Genomic DNA, 20,025 nt, shown 5'->3' on the forward strand with positions numbered 1-20,025 from the left:
CAGTTGGTTGTTTGCAGGAAAGCCGTATTGTGGCGCGCCGCCGGAGGTGTTTGAAGAGGGTGAAGCCTGCCGAGCCTGTTTTCAGATTGAACTGTTCAGTTTTCAGGAAGATTTGGGGGCGATGCCGCTTCGAAAGCAAAAATGCCACCTGGTTTTCACCACGTGGCATTTTGTTTATCGGAATGGCTAGCTGAGCGTTTTTCGTGCGTCCGACGGAACCGGACTGATTAACGCCAGTCGACTTCCAGTTGATTTTCAACTTCGTGCACACCGTCGATGCGGCGGACCGCTTCCTGGGCCATTTGCTTGTGGAAGTAGCTACCGACGCGGCCCTTCAACGTGACGCGGCCTTCGCTGTCTTCCACTTGAAGATGGCGGCCGGGAAAGTGAGGGCTGGCCGAAAGGGCCTGGTGGACGTTACTGGCAATCGCGGTCATCTCTTGCATCACGGGTGCCTCATGGGAAGGTCTGAGATCAGGAAAACACGTGGGGCGTGCTATCACTGCTATCGGAGCCAACCCGGGCAAACCTCAACGAATTTACCGCCGCCGCATACCAACGTCGTCGAAACGTTACCGGTTAGTCCAGTTATAGGGTTTCTATGGAATTCCAACGTCCAGCGGCCGAATCGATCGACCGCATGGTGCTTGTTGGAATGCGTTCTATGCGAACAAGCTCTTCGCGAGTTCTTCCGCTTTGGCCATCGCCGCCGGAATTTGCGAGGCGTCTTTGCCGCCGGCTTGAGCCATATCGGGACGGCCGCCACCGGAGCCACCGACGATCGACGCAGGTTCTTTGACCCAGTCGCCGGCCTTCTTACCCTTTTCGGTAAGCGACTTGCTGAGGCCTGCCACGATGGTTACTTTGCCCTCGTCGGCAGCCGCGAACAGCATAACGGCGGACGAATCGGTGCTCTTGCGGATCTGATCGATCAGTTGTCGCATCAGGTTCGCGTTCGCCCCGGGCACGTCCGCAACGACGACGCTTGTCTCGCCAACGGTGGTTGCTTTGGCGAGAAGATCATCTCCGGAAAGCGTGCCTGACTTCTCACGTTCGGTCAGCTGATGCTTCAGCTTTTCGACTTCGTGATAAAGCGTTTCGACACGTTCGGCTGACTCAAACAACGGTGCGTTCAGCAGCCGGGCCGATTCCTTCAGCATCTCTTTGCGGTGATAGTAGTCGACGTCAGGGCCGCTGTAAGCGGGAACCGCAGCCGGAGCTTCAGGAGCTTTGCCGCTGCCGTTGACTGCCTTCTTTAAATCGCGAACGTACCCGGTCAGGTGCTTCACCGCTTCGGGAATGCTCGGCACGTCGCACTTCAGGACCTTCGACATTTCGTCGAGCGTGTGGTCGACTTTCGTGCGGTACTCTTTCGCCTTTTCGCCGGTCAATGCGATGATGCGTCGTACGCCTGCCGAGACGCTTTCTTCGCTGATCACCTCGAACGCTTCGACCTGCTTGGTATCGGTCAGGTGGGTCCCGCCGCACAGTTCGCGGCTGAAGTCGCCCATGGTGACCATGCGAACCGGGTCGGGGTACTTCTCGCCGAACAACATCATCGCCCCCAGCTCGCGAGCCTTCGCCAGTGGGACGGTTTCCCATTTAACGTTGCCACCGTCGACCACTTTTTCGTTCACATCGGTTTCGATAGTCGTCAGCTGATCGAGCGCGATCGGTTCCATGTTGGTGAAGTCGAATCGCAGCAGGTCGTCTTCCACCTTCGAGCCTTGCTGTTGGGCATGCGAACCGAGCGTTTGCTGTAATGCGTGATGCAAAATGTGCGTCGCCGAGTGGGCCCGTTTGATCGCCGCACGGCGAGTCGTGTCGACTTCCGCCTTGGCGGTGCCGTCGGTGGTGATCGTTCCCTTGGCGAGGTAACCTTCGTGCAGAAACAGATCGCTATCCTTCTGCGTGTCGGTCACGACAAACTCGAAATCGTCCGAGTAAATCCGCCCGGTGTCACCAATCTGCCCGCCAGACTCGCCGTAGAACGGGGTCTTGTCGAGCACGACAATCAGCCGGTGCTGATCGCCGGTTTGGTTGAAGTCGTCGACCAGCTTCGACTCATCATCCCCTTCGGCCCCGACCACAATCCCCTTCACGGTGACGTCGGTTGCTTCGTTGTCGTAACCGACGAACTCGGTCTTACGCACAGAGTTCTTCAGCGATTCGATTGGCCCGGTCTCGAAGAGCTTGACCTGGTCGCCCCCGGAACGTTCGCCGAATTCTTCCATCGCCTTTTTGTAGCCGACCCAGTCGAAGGTGAAGCCTTGCTCGATGGCGACTTGCTCGAACAGTTCCGGCGGGAAGCCAAACGTCTGATACAGTTCGGCCGCTTCGTCCCCGTTAACGACGGTTCGTCCTCCGGAACGCATCGTCTGGAAGATTTTCTCGCTGCGTGCGATCCCGTCGTCCAGCGAATGATGGAAGTTCTCTTCCTCGCTCTTGATGACGTTCTTCACACGCGTCACCGAGTCTTGCAGATCTGGGTACGGCGTCTTCATCATCTCGACGATTTTGTCGACCAGCTGATAAGCGAATGCATGATGCACGCCCATCTGATGACCATCGAGCACCGCACGTCGCAAGAGACGACGGATGACGTATTTCTCTTTGTTCGCGCCGGGATAAACGTTCTCGTGAACGGCCATCGTACAAGCGCGGATGTGATCGGTAATCCGGCGCAAGCGACGTCCACTATCGGAATCTGGCTCGTACTTCACGCCGCAGATTTCGCCGGCAGCTTCGACGATCGGACGCAAGATGTCGATGTGATAGTTGGTCGAAACGCCTTGCAGCGTGGCCGCGGTTCGCTCGAGCCCCATCCCGGTGTCGATGTTCTTGCTCGGCAGCGGTTCAAGGTTATTCGGTGGATCGCCCACACGATTGAACTGCGTGAACACGAGGTTCCAGATTTCGACCTTCCTGCCATCGGCCGGCGTGAAATAGATTTCGCTACAAGGACCGCAAACTCCGTCAGGCCCTTGGCTGGGAGCACTCGCCGGCCAGAAGTTTTCGTCTTCGTCCAAACGCTCGATTCGACTGAACGGCAGGCCGATCTTGTCGTGCCAGATGTTGGCCGCTTCGTCGTCGTCTTTATAGACGGTCACGCTCAACTGATCAGGATTCAGCGCCAGCCACTTCTTGTCGGTCAGAAATTCCCACGCCCAATGAATGGCTTCTTCCTTGAAGTAATCGCCGAAGCTGAAGTTGCCCAGCATTTCAAAGAAGGTGTGGTGATACGCCGTGCGGCCGACGTTGTCGATGTCGCCCGTGCGAAGGCACTTCTGGCAAGTCGTGGCCCGAGTGAAGTCGAGTTTCACGCGACCGAGAAAGTGATCCTTAAACTGGTTCATCCCCGCCGGCGTGAACAAAACCGAAGGGTCCCACGTGGGAACCAAAACGTCGCTCGGGCAACGCGTGTGTCCTTTGGTCTCGAAAAAGCTGAGGTACTTTTCGCGCAGTTCGTCGGTTTTCATGGGAGGTCGGTTTTTTATTTACAGTGTTCAGTTTTCAGTGTTCAGCAGGAAGCCAGAGCCTGGACCAACCTGATTCAGCAATCATCGGGGACTTACGTTTCCTCTTAGGAATGAGCGTCTTTGCCGCTATTTCTTCCCCCAATTCTTGGGACACAAGCCCTTCATCATAAGTTCTTTGCCAACTTGGGCAAAGGTGACTGGATTTACCGCAAATCAGGTACCTGACAGGGCAATTTACGAGGAATCGCTCCGTCCGAATTATGCCCAGCGTGGGATGGTTACCGGCGGCTTCGACCGATAGCTATCTCTATTTCTCCACGATGGTACCGATTTTCAAAATCGATATCGGCGGAGCCGACGAGAAGCCATTGCATGCCGTTGGTCCTCTCAGCACTGTCACCAAAGGATTCAAGCCGTATCAAACAGCCTCTCGTAGCCTTCAGCCATCCGGGTCCGGACCACCCACGGATTATCCGGCGTAGGATGGCTGACTGCTAAGTCGATCGACGCAAGAACGAAAAAACGAGGCCGGCCATCCCTCTGTGCTGGGACAGCCGACCTCGGAACCCTGTTCGGTTATTTTCAGAAACAAATCGCGCTAAAGAACAAATCCCGGGGGAGAGATTTGCTGGGCTCTTATTGCTGAGAGCGCCTGTGATGATCGAACCCGGGGAGGACGGGTCACAAAACCAAGGGGCGTTCATCCACCACGCAGGCACAATTGAAATGACTCTGCGTGGTAGCCTGCGCTTGTTGCAGAAGAAGCCCCCAGGGCATGTCAGCGATTACAAGTCTTCTTCTGGCGGTTCGCCGTCCGCTTCGGGACCAGAAACAGGACCGACAACAGGTTCGATCGCTGCCAGCACTTTTTGCTTGATTTCCTCGGTGATTTCCGGGTTTTCGACCAGGAACATCCGAGCTTTTTCTTTCCCTTGGCCTAACTGCATGTCGCCGTAACGGAACCAGGCCCCACTACGAGCGACCACCTTGTGGTTCAGTCCCAAGTCCAGCACGTCCCCTTCGTAGCTGATGCCATCTTTGTGCATCATGTCGAACTCGGCGACGCGGAATGGTGGGGCGACTTTGTTCTTAACGATCTTCGTACGAACACGCTGCCCGACGACATCTTCGCCATCCTTCAGCTGACCGATGCGGCGAACATCGATACGGCAGGAAGAATAGAACTTCAACGCACGACCGCCCGGAGTCGTTTCGGGGCTACCGAACATGACGCCCACTTTTTCACGGATCTGGTTGATGAAGATCACGCAGGTCTTGGACTTGGCGATTGCCCCGGTCAGCTTACGCATCGACTGGCTCATCAAGCGGGCCTGAAGACCGACGTGCGAGTCACCGATTTCGCCGTTGAGTTCCGCTTTGGGAACCAGTGCGGCGACCGAGTCGACGACGATAATGTCGACGGCGTTTGACTTGACCAGCATTTCGGTGATCTGCATCGCTTCTTCACCGCTGGATGGCTGGCTGACGAGCAATGTTTCTAGCTGAACTCCGAGCTTTTTGGCCCAGCTAGGATCGAGTGCATGTTCCGCGTCGACGAACGCTGCGATTCCCCCGGCCTTTTGGGCCTGGGCGACTGCATGGAGGGCGAGCGTCGTTTTACCACTCGATTCAGGGCCGAACATTTCGATGATTCGCCCGCGAGGAATGCCCCTGCCCCCTAAAGCCAAGTCGAGCGAGAGGGAGCCGGTGGCAATCCCTTCAATCGCTTTCTGATTGGTGCCCAGGGGCATAATGGCCCCCTCGCCGAACGATTTTTCGATCTGGGCGAGTGTTGTCTTCAGGGTGGTGTTACCGGCAAAGACGTCCTTTTTGGCGTCCGCCCCCTTCGAAGCGGCGTCCTTCCCGGACGTTTTCTTCTTGGCTGCCATTTTACCGTTGCTCTTGGTTGCGACCGTGACCATTTCTTAGGGCTCCTTTATGCGGAAAGACCGCAGGCACTGCAAGCGGCCTGCGAACTCAAGTGCACAGATGAACAGTGTACAAGTTTGCAGTTACATTGCAATCTTGTTTCTGGGTTGTTTCTGAAATAGATGATCGGGGAGTGTCCGGACACGTTAGGTCAGCGGCCGAAAAGAAATTTCAGAAATCAGAAAATCGCCCGAGATGGCAAGATAGGCAATTTGCCAAGTGGCTGCCGAATGTGCCTGCTAGCGGCCTGCCAGGTGCGATTGGGGGTGCTGCTTTTATTATAACCGAATGTACAAGGACTCTTGCCAAAGTCTTGACATATTGTGCCGCAAGTCTTGGTGTTATCTAGCTCAATAACACCTCAAATCTCGCTGCCCCAAAACACATTTCCCTGCGATTGCCGAAAATAAGACGACATAGAGAGACGCGATCGGGCCTAGTTTTACCGAGGGTTTTGAGTAGCGAGAAAGAATTGCTCGCCCCTTGGACAGATTCCCGGTATAACGGCAACCAACTCTACCCAGACTGCCCGCCGCAAACCCAAAAGTAGCCGCGGCTCTTTGAAAACCGATTGTCTTCTACCTAACCGAGTTGGCCACGGCCGATGAGCGTGTACTTCGGTCCGGTGCGGTCGAGCTTGCTGGCAAAGATGCCAATCTCGGCGATATGCATCTCACCCATTGGCAATTCGCTGTGCTCGGCGAGCAAAGCTTTCAGGTCGTCGACTTCCTGGTTAAACCGTTTCAGCCGCCCCAGTGTGAGATGGGGATGATATTTTTTCTTCGAGTCTGGCGGAAAACCAATCGACGCCAAGCTGGCCGTTAAATCTTCCTGGAGAGCAATCAGCTGCTCGCCCCCCTGCCCAGCTCCAACCCACAGCGTGCGGGGATTGTTGATGTCGGGGAACGCGCCGGTTCCGATCATTTCGAGATCAAACGCTTTGTGGTCGGCGGCGACATCGATGGTTCGCCGCGAAATATCGACAAGGTCTTGGCCAGTCACATCCCCCAGAAAATTGGTCGTGATGTGCAGATTCTCTGGCTCGACCCACTTCACGTCGGCCTCGGCGGCCGAGAGCTTTCGGATTAGCTTCTCGGCCCTGCGTCGGACATCCGTGGAGATCTGCACGGCCAGAAAACAACGAGTCGCTTCCATCGTGCAGGACTCCTTTCAGCGCTAGTTTAGAACGACAACATTTGACGGTACTGAGCAAATCGACCGTCGATTTCGTCGCGGCTGGTCCCCTTCAAGCGGTCGAGACTGAAGTCTTCGACGATGAAGCTGGCAACAACGGTTCCGTAAGCCATGGCTTCCTTAAGCGTCTTCGGATCGAAGTCGTTTTTCTCGGCCAAATAGCCCATCATGCCGCCGGCGAAGCTATCCCCAGCACCGGTCGGATCGACCACTTCTGGCGTTGGGAACGCAGGCATCACGTATGTTTCGCTCTGCGAGAAGAACATGGCGCCATGCTCGCCCTTCTTCAGCACGACAAACTTCGGCCCCATTTCCAGGACTTTCTGGCCAGCAAGAACCAGGTTTTCTTCGTTGGTCAGCAGCTTGGCTTCGCTGTCGTTCAGGACCAGACCGTCGATTCGGCTAAGGAGCGTTTTCAGCTGATCGTGCTCAATTTCGATCCACAAGTCCATCGTGTCGGCGACCACCAAACGTGGGCCGGTCATTTGATCGAGAACTTTCAGCTGGGTGGTCGGCGAACCGTTGGCCAGAAATACGAACGGGCAGCGACTGGCTTCTTCCGAAAGCGTCGGGCTGAAGTTTTCCAGCACGTTCAAATGAACTTCCAGCGTATCGCGGTCGTTCATGTTCGAGTGGTACTTACCGGTCCAACGGAACGTTTTGCCACCTTCTTCGATTTCAATGCCGGACGTATCGATGCCTCGATCGGAGAACAGCTTGGTGTGGTCTTCCTGCCAATCTTCGCCGACAACACCCACCATGCGAACACCGCTAAAGAAGCTGGCCGCATAAGAGAAGTGGGTAGCCGACCCGCCAATGATGTTCTCGCGAACCTCGGTCGGGGTATGAATGGAATCGATGGCGATGGATCCGACGACCAGAAGTGACATGGAGACGTCTCTCGTTTTAACGTAGGCAGTGGAAATTCATTTTCACAATGCGTGGCCTCTGGCGGTCAAACGGTGGGAAGCAACCCACTTTCCGACCATAATGAACCTCGCAAAACGCCTCATTATCGAGGAAATGGCCCTGACTGCAACGTGACGCATGAAACCAAATCGGGTTCCCGGTCATTTTCTTGTGGCGTCCTGTTGTCCCCCCTTTTTTAGCCTGCCTGGCCTGAAAGGTCGTGAAATTGCCTTTTCGCCCTGCCCTGCTCTCCGTTTTCCTGCTTGTGTTCGCGTTGCCATCGTTCGTTTTCGGCGACGAAGAAAAGCGATTTGTCGCGATGCTGGAAGATGGCCGCATCGTCGAAGATGACGTCCTGCGAAATTGGTACTCCGGCAACGCCATGCCCCAGTTGGCTGGGCAAAGCCTGATCCATGGCAACAATCCCATGCGATGGATGATCGATCGTTCGCTGGGTCCTGCCGAGATGCCCAACGCGTACATCGAACTGTTCTCTGGCGACCGCATCCCAGGCCACACCAACGCCTACTCACCGGCGTCGGTCGAATACCAAGTCGACGTCCCGGAGTACTTTACCGTAACGCCCAGTTTTTCGTTTCGGCGTTCGCCTGACTCGCGTTATCGGTCCGACGTGCGTGTGAAGCGAGACTTCGTTCGTAAGATTGTCTGGCAGCAACAGCCATCGTTGATCGATCGTCATGTTCCAGCCACGGTGTTTCTGAAAAACGGTCGAGAGATCAGCTTCAGGGCTATCCGTTTTTCCGAAGCCGGGGTCCACCTTCTTTCTGGTCGCGAACGCATGACGATTGGCTTTCACGAAGTCGCCGAGATCCACTTGGAAAACGAGTCGGTCTGGGAGAAACATCTCGACGAGTTAGCCATTCTGTTTCCCGACGGCAAAACCGAACCCGCCGATCAACAACGTTTGGTGCAGTGGGAAACGTCGGACGGCTTGGTGGCGACGACCTGCGTTCAGCGGATCGACGCCGACTCGCGTGGCGACAACAACAATTCCGATCGTTGGGTGCATGGTATTCAGCCGGCCTGGTCGCTCGATCCGATTTGGGTCGAATGCCGCTCGACATGGATTCGCCGGAGTTGGCCGATGCACGAGATGCCGTTGTTTCGATTGCCGTTTCAAGAGAACCGCTCGAAAGCCATGTTCTCGCGCAATGGTTTCTCGGCTCGCGTGAATCGCGGAATCTTGGCTGGCACGGCGAAGTCTGGCGAACGCACAAGCGGGTGGAACTTCGGCGTGATGGCTCCTAGCGAGCTGAGCTTTACGCTTCCACCGATCGCGACCGGATTTCAAACGTTCGTCGGCATCGATCAGGCCGCTCACGATCGAGGGTGCATTCGTGGCTTGGTGAAAGTGTCGTGGGAAAGCTCCCCCAAATTCCAAAGCGAGTCGATCGTCGGCTCAGAAAAGTTAATCGACGCCGGCAACATTCATTGGGGCGAGACACCCAAAAATGGTCAGCTGATTCTCGAAGCCGACATGGCACACGAATCGCGACCGGACGGGGCCGATCCGTTTGATATTCGCGATATGACCAATTGGATCGAACCTCGAATCGAGTTGGACAAGGAGAAACTACACCAAGCGATTTACGACCGAACGCCTCGAACGATGTTGGCCTGGCAAGGGTGGACTCTGGAATCGAAACGAGAAGATCTCAAGTTTCAGACGATTCGCCGCCGCGTTGAATACGCGCACGAAGTCCTCTCTTGGCGAGAAACGGTGATCGCGAAGAACGAGCCGCTACGGCTTTCGATGAAAAAGAAAATCGATCCTGATTCGAGATATCTGGAAGTCAACGTCTCGAAGTTCGACGGAGGCGACGAGGTAGAGCTGGGTGTGTTGGTCAACGGAATTCCGGTTCTTGAGCAACCGCTGAAAAACACCAACACCCATGACCATGTCAACTCACCACCACCGATGCTGGTCGACTTGGACCCATTCATGGATAGCGAAGTGACGATCGAGCTGACGCAATCGGTTGGGCCCGACAACATGCCAATCGATTGGCGTGGCATTACCTTTTCAGCAAAGCCATCGTTTTTGCGTCCCGTGTTGGATGCCCCAAGCCTGGCTGATGTCGAAGCGATGAAGAATCTTGACGGGGAATCCGTCGACGCAACATGGCGAAATGAGATTCGCCTGGTCAGTCGACCAGCCGTCGAAATTGCGGATGGTCCCTGGGTACAAATTGCAAGCTTCGATCAACCGATTGAAATTCGAGAGCGTCCCTTGCCAGGTCAATTCCGACAGATGCGATTTGCCTTTCAAAAACGGGGCAAAGGTTACGTTCAAATCCGACTGCTTCATGCTAACGACGCTGAACGCCCCGCGATCTATTCCGTCGCGACCAGCAAAGCGGAGAAAGGAGTTGTCGAACTCCAACCGAAAAAAGTGGAAGAAGATCTTTGGGAAATCGCTCATGCCGACATCTTCTCCAACTTCGGTGAAATCAATATCGATGGCATTGCCATTCAATCGACCGGAGAAGCATCGTCGGTGTGGGATCAAATGGTCATCTCCAGCAGTGCCAGTCATTACGACCGACTTGTCTCGATTTCGCCCATCAACAATCGCTGGGACGACTGGCAAAAGCGGTCGGACGACCTCCTGCCACGTCTGATGAAGGCCACCGTAGAAATAAAACGTCCAAAAAAATCACCCCAATCGGCGATTTTGTTCGACATCAATCAAGGTCTCTTCGCCACCCTGGGAGACGACGATTGGAAGCGTGGCGAGACGATCGAAATTATTCGCGATGATGGCAAAACGTTTCAGGGAAAGTGCCTGGGCATGGACCCTGAATCGAAGTTTGCGATCGCCCAAATTGAGAAAGTTGAACAATCGGGAGAGTGGGCTCACTTCGATTTAAACAGCCGAGATAAGTTCGATCCCCAATTCGCATACATGGTAATTCAGGCAAACGAGAAACCAGACTCACTATCTTGGGATATCTGCCGACCGCTTACTTTCACAAAGACTTATGAGATTCTTTCCGCACCAGAACCGTTCGCATGCCAAGTAGGTGCGATCGTCATCGATCGAGACCATAAGATCGCTGGGTTCGTGGTCGCTCTAACTCCCAGCGGGGCTCCCGTTCTTGCCATTGGGCACCCCCTAACGGAAAGACTCACCACCCTTATGGGCAATTAAACAGTAGAAGCGTTTTTTCTATATTTTATTAAATACCCCGTCTACGGGAATTTCTTCATTCATCTTGGCCTGCGCCAAGACGAAACTATTCTAAGTGCTCCTGAGACAATCTCCTTATTTACCTCATCTCCAGGAAGTCCGTGATGTCTAAAAACAAAGGTTTCACTCTCGTCGAGTTGCTCGTCGTCATCGCCATTATTGGCGTCTTAATTGCGCTCTTACTGCCGGCCGTTCAACAGGCCCGCGAAGCCGCACGCCGCATGCAGTGCACTAATAGCGCCAAACAAATCGTCCTGGCGATGCATAACTACGAATCTTCGTTCAACTGCTTCCCAACTGGTCGCCTAGGCTGCGACGGGGCATGTAGCCCACAAAACGGTCCCGGTACCAGTGGCTTTGTTCTGCTGCTTCCATTCATTGAACAGAATGCGCTGTACGAACAATTCGCTCCTTACGGGCCAGGATCGGGCTTCCCTGCTTCGCTTCCAGAAGCAATCTTGTCGACGCGACCTGATGCCTACGTCTGTCCAAGTTCGACCATGCCAGAAACGGTAACCGTTAGCAGCAAGGAATGGGCGACCGCTTCCTATGCTTTGGTTTCAGGACATATCGGTCCTTCGCAAGGGATTGGCTTGAATGTCAAGCTGAACAACACCGGTATGTTCATGTACCGCGATGCCTACGAAATGCGTGACGCGACCGACGGGCTTTCTAACGTGATGCTCGTGGGTGAAGTGATTGATGGCCATCTGTCGAATCACATTAACCGCTGGGCCTCGGCTGGACGTCACCTGGACTCGCTGCGAACCGTTGACAATCCTGTCAACACGCCACCCGGTGAAGGAATCACCACCGCCCCTTATGGCGAAGAGCTCAACGGCGCTTTTGGTAGCCGTCACCCTGGCGGTGCCAACTTCGCATTTGGCGACGGTTCGGTGCATTTCATTCCGGAAACCATCAATCTCACTGTCTATCGATTGCTAGGCCAGCGTGCCTCCGGTCAACCGAAAACGATTGACTAACCCGATACGCCGTCTCTTATCGAATCTATAGACACTCAAGTGAGATGATAACCATGTCGAGACTTCTCTCGATTGCGCTGATTATTTTGCCGGTTCTGTTGTGTGGCTGTGGTGATGGCCGGCCAGAGTTGGTCGAAACATCCGGACAAGTCCTGCTCAACGGCGAGCCGCTTACCTTTCAAGGGAGCGGCTTCATCCAAGTCATTCCGGCAGACAACCGTTCGGCATCTGGAAAGATCAATCCTCAGGATGGCACGTTCAAGCTCACAACGTTTGAAAACGGAGATGGTGTCATCCCTGGTGAACACCCGGTGACGGTAAAAGTCACCGCACTGGGCCCTGGCGGTCAGGCAGTCGATCTTCTGCCTAGGGAATACACCGATATCCAAACCAGTGGTTTGACGATTGTCGTTGATCAACCGACCGACTCGTTGAAAATCGAACTAGAAGGCAAACTGCGTGCAGCTCCCTCCGCTTCGAATGCTCTTCAAGGGGACGCTTCCGGCTTCTAGTCCTAGTCAGCGGGAAACAGAGCTTCGCATGCTTCGTGGCGTGTTCCGTCGTCGTCGGTGATTGCAATCTGCCAGTCACCACGTAGACAGACGCCAGCATGCGATCCATCTTTGCCGAGAAGATACAGCTGTAGATTGAAGTTCGGCCTTCCTAAAGGATCGACCTCGAATGGTGGCGCATGCCGAGCTGCTTGTTCCAGGGCGTTCATCCCTGCGTCGCGAGGCGACATCCCCTGTCCCATCAAATGCACCGCATGAAAGCTAGAGCAGTTCAGTAAGTTTGCTTCTCCATGCCCGATGCTGCCGCAGGTCCCATGTTCGTTATCGACGTATAAACCGGCCCCGAAAATCGGAGAGTCGCCCACCCGGCCTGGCGTTTTGAAACAATGCCCGCTGGTTGAAGTAACACACGCCAAATCACCACGTACATCTTGCCCAGCAACATGAACCGTCCCGGCAGGATGACGATAGAACTTCGTCAAGATTTTCATGAGCTCTTCGGTCTCGTCATCTGGAGGAGCCGGTAGCCATTCTTTGTTGGCCTGATAAGTTCGCTTCCACAAACGCCACAGTTTGCGTGCCTTCTCAGTGAGAAGATTTTCTTCTTCAAACCCACAAGCCCGCGCAAACTCGCATGCTCCATCTCCGTGCAACATGACACGACGCGACTCTTTCATCAAAGCAAGGGCCACTTTCGAGACGTGGCGGACGTTTTTAAGGCCAATGATCGAACCACCGCGGTGTGTCCGGCCATCCATGACGGCCGCGTCCAGACTCACGTGTCCTTGCTCGTCCGGAAGTCCTCCATACCCGACGGTTAGTTCGTCGGGATCGTCTTCCACTAACGTTGTCCCTTCGACACATGCGTCTACAGGGGACCAATCTTCCTTCAGCAGCTGCCAGGCACGGCGAGTCGCATCCAATCCGTTGTGAGAGGCAATCACTTTCATGGTTTTTTGTTACTGCGACAAAGGTATAATGGATGGTCTAGAAATAACCGTGCCTTGGTATCTTTGAGGTACCATTCGGCCGAGGACCTGCAAGGCGGTGGTTTGCGGGCAAGTCTACCCGCGAGCGTAGCATATATCTTCGGACGATTGTCAACGGAATGAATTCAGTTTGCGATCATGCCGTGTCTTTCTGAATGCCAGGAAGTCCGGTCGATCTTTCATCGCCTTGCCCCCTCATAGCACTCATGACAGATCGTTTTGACGAGAACGATTCGCCCACCCATTTGCGGATCAACCAAGCCCCTGACGTCCCCTCACGGCAACTGCGTTGGCTTCGCGGCCTGGGCGCTGCCGTGGTTGCTTTATCGCTAGTCGTGGCATTTGGGCCACTCTTCTTTGCGTCGGACGTCACTTCGACAGAGATCACCACCTACTTTTTATGTCTAGCCGGTGTCGCGGTGCTGGATGTTGGCTTGACGGCAGTGATTATCACGTGGCGAAACGTCGCTGCATCTCGGCTTGGCGAGTGGCAATTCACGATCGATGGCTTCCAGTCTTCCCTCTTCCGAAATTTACTGCTTGGTGGCGGACTCCACATGCTGTCCTTATTTCTGCTGTGGATCCCATTGCTTCGCGAGAACGATCCTCCACTTCCGCTGAACGGATTTTTACCGTTCGCGGTCATGTCAGGTTTTGGTGCCCTAGCGAGTATTCCGTGGCTCGTGCAGTACTTCCTGAATGTGAAAGGGCACGATCTGGAAGTGCACGAAGAGGGATTGATGGTCGGTGGGTTTTATCCCTGCCGCTGGAACCGGATCTTGGGATATACGGTCTGGGAAGATGCCGCGACGCTTGTTGTGCTTGATATTCGGGGGCGCGGCCCTGTCGAAGTTTTTATGGCCCCAGGCGACCGCAAGATGCTCGTTGAAGAGCTTCGCAAGCATGTCGGCCCTCCGAAACGTGAAGGGCGCTCGGACGATCTGCCGGATGACAATGGCGACAACCAGTTCGGGAACCTGTCGGTGTTTCGTTAAACGCTTAACCGACGCTGGCGATGAAGCACTTCAGATACTCGCCTTCCAAACAAGTCGCACTAACAGGGTGATCGGGTGCGGCTCCGCGTTGTTCGAGCATACGTAGATCTCGGCCCGACTTTTGTGCCACGCCTAGCAACATCATCATGAATTCGTCACGACTGACGTTGCCGCTGCAGCTGCACGTCACGAGCACGCCACCTGGGCGTAACAGCTGCGTTGCGTTTCGGTTGATGTGGAAATAGGCACGCAACGCTTCGTCAATCGTCCGACGCGATTTCGTGAATTTAGGCGGATCAAGGATGATCGCATCGTACTGATCACCAGCATCAACGCGAGCTTTGAGATAGTCAAAGCAATCCGCTTTCTCGAACGTGACATTGGACAGCTGATTCCGTTCCGCATTTCGTGTCGCGGCAGAAATTGCTGGCCCGCTTCCATCAACACCATGCACGGAAGCCGCATTGCCGTGCTTTGCGGCATTCATTGCGAAACCGCCGCTATAGCAAAACATGTCGAGCACCTTTGCGCCCGGAGGAAGATAGCTGGCCGCCACGCGGCGATTATCACGTTGATCAAGATAGAATCCGGTCTTCTGTCCCTCAGAAAGATCGACTTCGTACCGAAGATCGTTTTCGACGATCTCGATTGGATCGGTCGGCAATTCTCCGGTGACCAGCTTCGACTCAATCTCAAGCCCTTCCAGCTTCAAAATGCCTGCTTCACCTCGTAAAGAGATGCTCTTGGGCTGAAGCAAGTCGGTTAGAATCTGGACAATCGTTTCTAACCGCCGGAACATGCCGAGCGAGGTAATCTGAATCATCAGATGGCCGGCGAAATTTTCGACAACTAAACCACTGAGCCCGTCCGCTTCGCTGTAGACCAAGCGGCAGCCCCCATCTTCGCGGATCAGTCCCAATTCGCGCCGCATCTGAATGGCTCGTTCGAGACGATTCTTCCAGAACGTTTCAGTGAGCGGCTGCTGGGGATCCCATGAATAGAGTCGAACGCGAAGGTGACTGTTTCGATTGATCAACCCATAGGCGATAAATCGATCCTTGTCGCTGACCAGTTGGACCATGTCACCGTTCTCGGTCTTCCCCTTCACACTATCGATCCCACTATCGCGGACCCATGGGTGACGCCCGAAAAATGGCTGTGCTTTGCGAGGGCGCAGCTTCACAACAGGAACAGAAGACGAGGATGGTTCGTTCGACGAATCAGACATTTGGGTTGTTATTCCGCATCAGATGAAAACTGTTCCTGGGCAAGCTTGAGCGTGGCGTCCATTCGACGCAAACACGACTCTTTGCCCAAGATGGCGAGGCAATCGAACATGCCGGGACCGACTGTCTTGCCCGTCACGCCGAGGCGAACACCATGAATGATCTCGCCGATCTTAATGCCCGCCTCTTCCACGAAAGCGTGCATTTCCTTATCGAGATGCTCGACCGTCCAATCCTCGACATCGGCAAGATGGTTTCGGAAGGTCTGCAGAATGGCCTGAGCTTCAGGACTGGAAAGTCGCTTCTTGAAGCCTTTCTCGTCCATTTCCATTTTGTCATCATCGACATAGAAGTAATCGGCGTAGCCTAGGATATCGCCCATTACCTTTAGTCGATCGCCGCATGCTTCGACGATCTTCTCAAGCTTTTCGACTTCCCCTTCCGCGTTTGGATCGGCAACTAGACCTGCTTTCACCAGGTAAGGCATCATGCCTGCTGCACGTTCCGCTACTGAAAGCTTTTGCATATGGCGATCTTGGAACGCCCATAGCTTTTTAGCATCGAAACTGGCAGGCGCCTTCGTGACGCGTTCGAGACTGAAGTGCTCGATCATCTCGGCGACGGTGAAGTCTTCCGTCTTGTCGTCAAGCGACCACCCCAGCAGCACCAGGTAGTTAAGAATTGCTGACGGCAGGTAACCAACGAGTTCGTAGAAATCGATAATCACCGGGTTGAAGGTTTCAGCCGAAGTTTGCATACCCATTCGATCGGCGATCTCTTGGCCATGCTCGTTGACTCGTTTGAAGTCAGGATTCTTCAAATACTTCTCGAGCTTTCGCTTGCTCAGTTTGTTCTTACTGCCAGGCTCGGCTACATAGGGCAAGTGAGCATACGTCGGCAACTCATAGCCCAGCGATTGGGCTATAAAGATCTGCCGCGGCGTGTTCGGCAAGTGCTCTTCGGCTCGGATGACGTGCGAAATCTGCAAGTCGTAGTCGTCGACAACGCTGGCAAGATGATACAAACACGAACCGTCGTTTCGCTGGATGACGTGGTCGTTCTCTTTCGACCATTCGAACGAGACGTCGCCACGGACCGCGTCGGTGAACTCGCAGTTACCTTCCCGCGGCATTTTCAATCGGACGACGAAGTTTCGGCCTTCCGCTTCGAACTTGGCTCGTTCTTCCGGCGTGGTGGCCATCCACTTGCGACTGTACTGAAATGGCCGCTTTTCGCTCATCGCGAGATCACGTTCTGCGGCGACTTCGTCCGTGGTGGAATAGTCGTAATACGCGAATCCGTCGTCGATCAGCTTTTGGGCCGCCGCTTGGTATTTTTCCAGTCGCTCTGACTGGTAGTAAGGCTCGTGAGGGCCTCCTTTTTCCGGCCCTTCATCCCAATCGATACCTAGCCAGCGAAAGCCATCGAGGATCGGCTGCAAGGCTTCTTCGACATTTCGCTGCTGGTCGGTGTCGTCGATTCGCAGGATGAATTGACCGCCATGCCTGCGTGCGAATAGCCAATTGAACAGGGCAGAACGAACCCCACCGATGTGAAGGTAACCGGTCGGACTAGGGGCGAAGCGAGTACGAACTGGTGCCATGATGACGCGGGCCGATGCCGTAGTTTAGGAAGCGAACAGCGATCGGCGTCTCCCCCTTGTCAGGTGGGAAACGCCTTGAACGATCCCTAAGCTTAGACGCTCGCGGCAAAGCCCGTCAAAGGGGCGTCGCTTAATTAGGCTGCGGCCCGACGTTTCAGCTTCTTCAGCCGACGACGTTCGGCTTTGCTCAGCTCATGCTCTGGCTTCGATTCCAGACGCAGAATTTCTTCATCCTCTGGCGATTCGGCACTCGCAAATTCGCTCTCTTGCGAGTACTTACCCGTGATCGTCGGAGGCTGATTCGACGCCGCTGGCTGTGGCTTCGGACGTGTTTTGACCCGAGGCGTCATCGTCGTGCGAGATTCTTCTGCTGCGGCTTCGTCTTCCGGCGGAGCTTCCTCAGCAGACTTTTTCCCCCACGAGAACCAAGACTTTCGCGGTTGCTTTTCTTCCAGATCTGCTTCGTCAGTCGTTTCGGCCGCAATTTTTGGCTTCTTCGCAACTGGCTTCTCGGCTTCGGCGGCATCGTCGTCCGCTTTCTTTCGGCCGAACGAGAACCAAGACCGTTTAGGTTGCGTTTCTTCCACTTCCTCTTCGGCACTCGTTTTTACGCTGCGCGTTGCCTTAGCGGCTGGTTGGGCGATCTCTTCCTCAGTTTCGCCATCCTTCTTTTTACCAAAGGAGAACCACGATCGTTTGGCTGGAGATGCCTCCTCGCCGTCAGCTTCCGCTGCTTTCTTGGATGTTCTCGAAGGCTTCGCAGCTGGCTTTTCGGAATCTACTTCCGCGTCGGTCGACTCGTCGGCGACCTTCTTGCGCCCGAACGAGAACCAACCACGCTTTGTTTCAACCGCTTCCTCTTCGGACGGCTCATCGTTTTCAGGTTTTGTGCTGGCCTTCTTCGTGGTGCGTTTCGTTCGGCGGGTAGTCGTTTTCGCCGCTGCCTCCGATTCTGTCTCGGTTTCAGAAACGACGGTCGCTCGACGTGAAACGAGCCCTTGGGCATCGAGCCAAACATAACGGGTGTATTGTATGAGCGTCGCCAGCAGCAGTCCGGTGCCTGTCAGTTGGGCGGCATGGAAAGCCAACTCGGTTGGTAAAGATGTGGGAACCATGATCAGGTCAAGTTGCAGTGCCATTCCGATGAACACTAACACGGCACTCAGCATACCGACGAGGATGGTGCCGATGCTTTCTCTTGCTTCGATCAATGCCCGCAGAGCCATCGCACCGTAAGCGACGCTCCAAACGACGACCCACCAGCCATCGGTCTGACCCAGCAGGCGAACGCGTGTGATTGCCTCCAGACCACGAGCGACATCTGTGCGAAAGTTGAGCATGCAGTCGAGACTGGCAAACAGCAGTAGCCCCGCAAACCAAAGCCAGCAACGATAGCGGCCACGGTAGTCATCCAGTCGGTGGCGACGAATGCGATAAGTCAGAAATGCCAGCATCGCTCCGGCAAACAACGAACCGGCTGACAGATAGGTCCCTAAGCTATCAACGCGAGACAAATCGGCCCAGCGGACGATGTTCGCGCCGTAGTGATGCAATGCGAGCAGTAGGCTGACCGTCGCTATGATTGCGACATAAATGAGAGAGACGTGCAGAACGTAGACTGGGACGACGTCGACAACGCGAATCCTTCGCTCGTCCACGGCTGTCTTGGAATAGGTACGCTTCGATTGACATACTGGATCGGCCGAAGGGCTCGACACAGCTTGCTTGCCTGAATCGCTGGCGCGATCATCCATCAAGGCCCGGCGTCGACGTTCGTCGCGCAGGCCGTTCCGCCTGAATTGCATTCTCAATACCATCCCTGGTGAAAGAAATGACCACGTCCCTGTGGCATTTAATCATCCGTACACAAACTGATTTCGGCAATCGATCGGGGCGTTCTGAATGATTGATGGATACGTTTTTAGGGAGACAATGCTAGCCGATATCGCAGCACGAAGAACGCGCAAAGTCGCGTCAATTTGCTGGCACGGCTAGCAACCGTTTCTCCCGCGGACTACTTGCCTGCAATGACGGGATTGGTCAGAACACCAAGTCCTTCAATTTCGATTTCCACGGTGTCCCCTGGCTTCATGAAAACAGGCGGCTTTCGGGCCATCCCAACGCCTGGGGGTGTTCCGGTATAAATCAAGTCGCCAGGCATCAACGTGCAGATTTTCGATAGATAGGACACGAGAAAGTCGATTCGGAAGATCAGCTGACTCGTCGAAGAATCTTGCATCGTTTCGCCATTAAGACGGCACTGAATGCGCAGATCATGCGGATCATCGATCTCATCCGCCGTTACCAGTTCTGGGCCGAGTGGGGCAAAGCTATCAAACGACTTGCCAAGCAGCCACTGCTTGCCAGGCTTCCCCTTTTGCCAGTCACGAGCCGAAACGTCGTGCCCGACCGCGTAGCCGGCAACATGACTCATTGCATCAGCCTCAGAGATATTCCTACCGGTACGTCCGATGACAACGACCAACTCCGCTTCGTAGTCGACCTCCTGACTAACCGCTGGCAGCTCAATTGGCTGGCCGTCGGCACGCAGGCATGTCGGAAACTTGTTGAAGACGACTGGTTCATCTCCAACCGTGGCTCCCGTCTCGGCAGCGTGATCTGCGTAGTTCAAACCGATGCATAGGATCTTTTGCGGCTCTACCACGGGAGGCAGTAAACGAACCTTCGCTGCCTCTAATGTCTTGCCAGTCTTAGCAACTTCTTCAATTGCCTCACGATGGGTTGATAGCATCGGCAGCAAGTGCTTCATTTGGGTTGGAAGCAATGAATCCGCTCGATGCAAATCAACATATCCGTCGCCATTAGCAACAGCGGTACGCGGTCCGGTTTCACTTTGGTAACTGATCAGTCGCATTTCGCTCGAAGCCTTTCCATAAGATGCTATGCCGGAACAATCCGCAGAATGCCATTAATTTGCACGATCCAACTTATCCCAAAAACCGGCAGCGGACAACGCACCGAAATCAAAGCACTT

Annotated in this window: 14 protein-coding genes; 4 read left to right on the forward strand and 10 right to left on the reverse strand. The window is 54.6% G+C overall.

Going from position 1 to position 20,025, the window contains the following annotated elements; genetic code table 11:
• Nucleotides 1-227: 227 nt before the first annotated feature.
• The 5 genes from LA756_RS10455 to LA756_RS10475 all read right to left on the reverse strand — a co-directional run bounded on the left by LA756_RS10455 (nt 228) and on the right by LA756_RS10475 (nt 7,492).
• Nucleotides 228-446 carry a BON domain-containing protein gene (locus LA756_RS10455; protein WP_224439822.1) on the reverse strand — a complete coding sequence of 73 codons (219 nt, stop codon included), beginning with the start codon at nt 444-446 and terminating at the stop codon, nt 228-230.
• A gap of 216 nt (nt 447-662) precedes the next feature.
• A complete protein-coding gene (alaS, locus tag LA756_RS10460; RefSeq protein ID WP_224439823.1) occupies nt 663-3,479 on the reverse strand; it encodes an alanine--tRNA ligase in 2,817 nt (938 codons plus the stop codon).
• 785 nt (nt 3,480-4,264) lie between these two features.
• Complete coding sequence (gene recA, locus LA756_RS10465; protein WP_224439824.1) at nt 4,265-5,401, reverse strand: recombinase RecA; 1,137 nt, start codon at nt 5,399-5,401, stop codon at nt 4,265-4,267.
• A gap of 589 nt (nt 5,402-5,990) precedes the next feature.
• A complete protein-coding gene (thpR, locus tag LA756_RS10470) occupies nt 5,991-6,563 on the reverse strand; it encodes an RNA 2',3'-cyclic phosphodiesterase (protein ID WP_224439825.1) in 573 nt (190 codons plus the stop codon).
• Nucleotides 6,564-6,589: 26 nt separating this feature from the next.
• The gene (locus LA756_RS10475) at nt 6,590-7,492 is read right to left on the reverse strand and encodes a PfkB family carbohydrate kinase (protein WP_224439826.1); all 903 of its coding nucleotides are present in this window, start codon (nt 7,490-7,492) and stop codon (nt 6,590-6,592) included.
• 239 nt (nt 7,493-7,731) lie between these two features.
• On the opposite strand from LA756_RS10475, the gene LA756_RS10480 reads away from it, so the two are divergent.
• The 3 genes from LA756_RS10480 to LA756_RS10490 all read left to right on the forward strand — a co-directional run bounded on the left by LA756_RS10480 (nt 7,732) and on the right by LA756_RS10490 (nt 12,217).
• Complete coding sequence (locus LA756_RS10480) at nt 7,732-10,683, forward strand: hypothetical protein (protein ID WP_224439827.1); 2,952 nt, start codon at nt 7,732-7,734, stop codon at nt 10,681-10,683.
• 143 nt (nt 10,684-10,826) lie between these two features.
• A complete protein-coding gene (locus LA756_RS10485) occupies nt 10,827-11,705 on the forward strand; it encodes a DUF1559 domain-containing protein (protein WP_224439828.1) in 879 nt (292 codons plus the stop codon).
• 53 nt (nt 11,706-11,758) lie between these two features.
• Nucleotides 11,759-12,217 carry a hypothetical protein gene (locus tag LA756_RS10490; RefSeq protein WP_224439829.1) on the forward strand — a complete coding sequence of 153 codons (459 nt, stop codon included), beginning with the start codon at nt 11,759-11,761 and terminating at the stop codon, nt 12,215-12,217.
• Between the two features lie 2 nt (nt 12,218-12,219).
• On the opposite strand, the gene LA756_RS10495 is transcribed toward LA756_RS10490, so the two are convergent.
• Complete coding sequence (locus LA756_RS10495) at nt 12,220-13,167, reverse strand: N(4)-(beta-N-acetylglucosaminyl)-L-asparaginase (RefSeq protein WP_224439830.1); 948 nt, start codon at nt 13,165-13,167, stop codon at nt 12,220-12,222.
• A 245-nt stretch (nt 13,168-13,412) separates the two neighbouring features.
• Here LA756_RS10495 and LA756_RS10500 point away from each other — a divergent pair, with 245 nt between their 5' ends.
• A complete protein-coding gene (locus tag LA756_RS10500) occupies nt 13,413-14,201 on the forward strand; it encodes a hypothetical protein (RefSeq protein WP_224439831.1) in 789 nt (262 codons plus the stop codon).
• 4 nt (nt 14,202-14,205) lie between these two features.
• On the opposite strand, the gene LA756_RS10505 is transcribed toward LA756_RS10500, so the two are convergent.
• The 4 genes from LA756_RS10505 to LA756_RS10520 all read right to left on the reverse strand — a co-directional run bounded on the left by LA756_RS10505 (nt 14,206) and on the right by LA756_RS10520 (nt 19,905).
• On the reverse strand, nt 14,206-15,429 hold the full coding sequence (locus LA756_RS10505) for a class I SAM-dependent rRNA methyltransferase (RefSeq protein WP_224439832.1): 1,224 nt from the start codon (nt 15,427-15,429) through the stop codon (nt 14,206-14,208).
• A gap of 8 nt (nt 15,430-15,437) precedes the next feature.
• Nucleotides 15,438-17,030 (reverse strand): glutamate--tRNA ligase, encoded by a 1,593-nt coding sequence (gene gltX / locus LA756_RS10510; RefSeq protein WP_224439833.1) that lies wholly within the window; start codon nt 17,028-17,030, stop codon nt 15,438-15,440.
• Nucleotides 17,031-17,164: 134 nt separating this feature from the next.
• Nucleotides 17,165-18,835: a hypothetical protein gene (locus LA756_RS10515; RefSeq protein ID WP_224439834.1), complete on the reverse strand. Its 1,671-nt coding sequence runs from the start codon at nt 18,833-18,835 to the stop codon at nt 17,165-17,167.
• Nucleotides 18,836-19,044: 209 nt separating this feature from the next.
• Nucleotides 19,045-19,905, reverse strand: a complete 861-nt coding sequence (locus tag LA756_RS10520; protein WP_224439835.1) for a fumarylacetoacetate hydrolase family protein — start codon at nt 19,903-19,905, stop codon at nt 19,045-19,047.
• Nucleotides 19,906-20,025: the final 120 nt, after the last annotated feature.

This window comes from Bremerella sp. TYQ1, from assembly GCF_020150455.1.
Taxonomy (GTDB): Bacteria; Planctomycetota; Planctomycetia; order Pirellulales; family Pirellulaceae; genus Bremerella; species Bremerella volcania_A.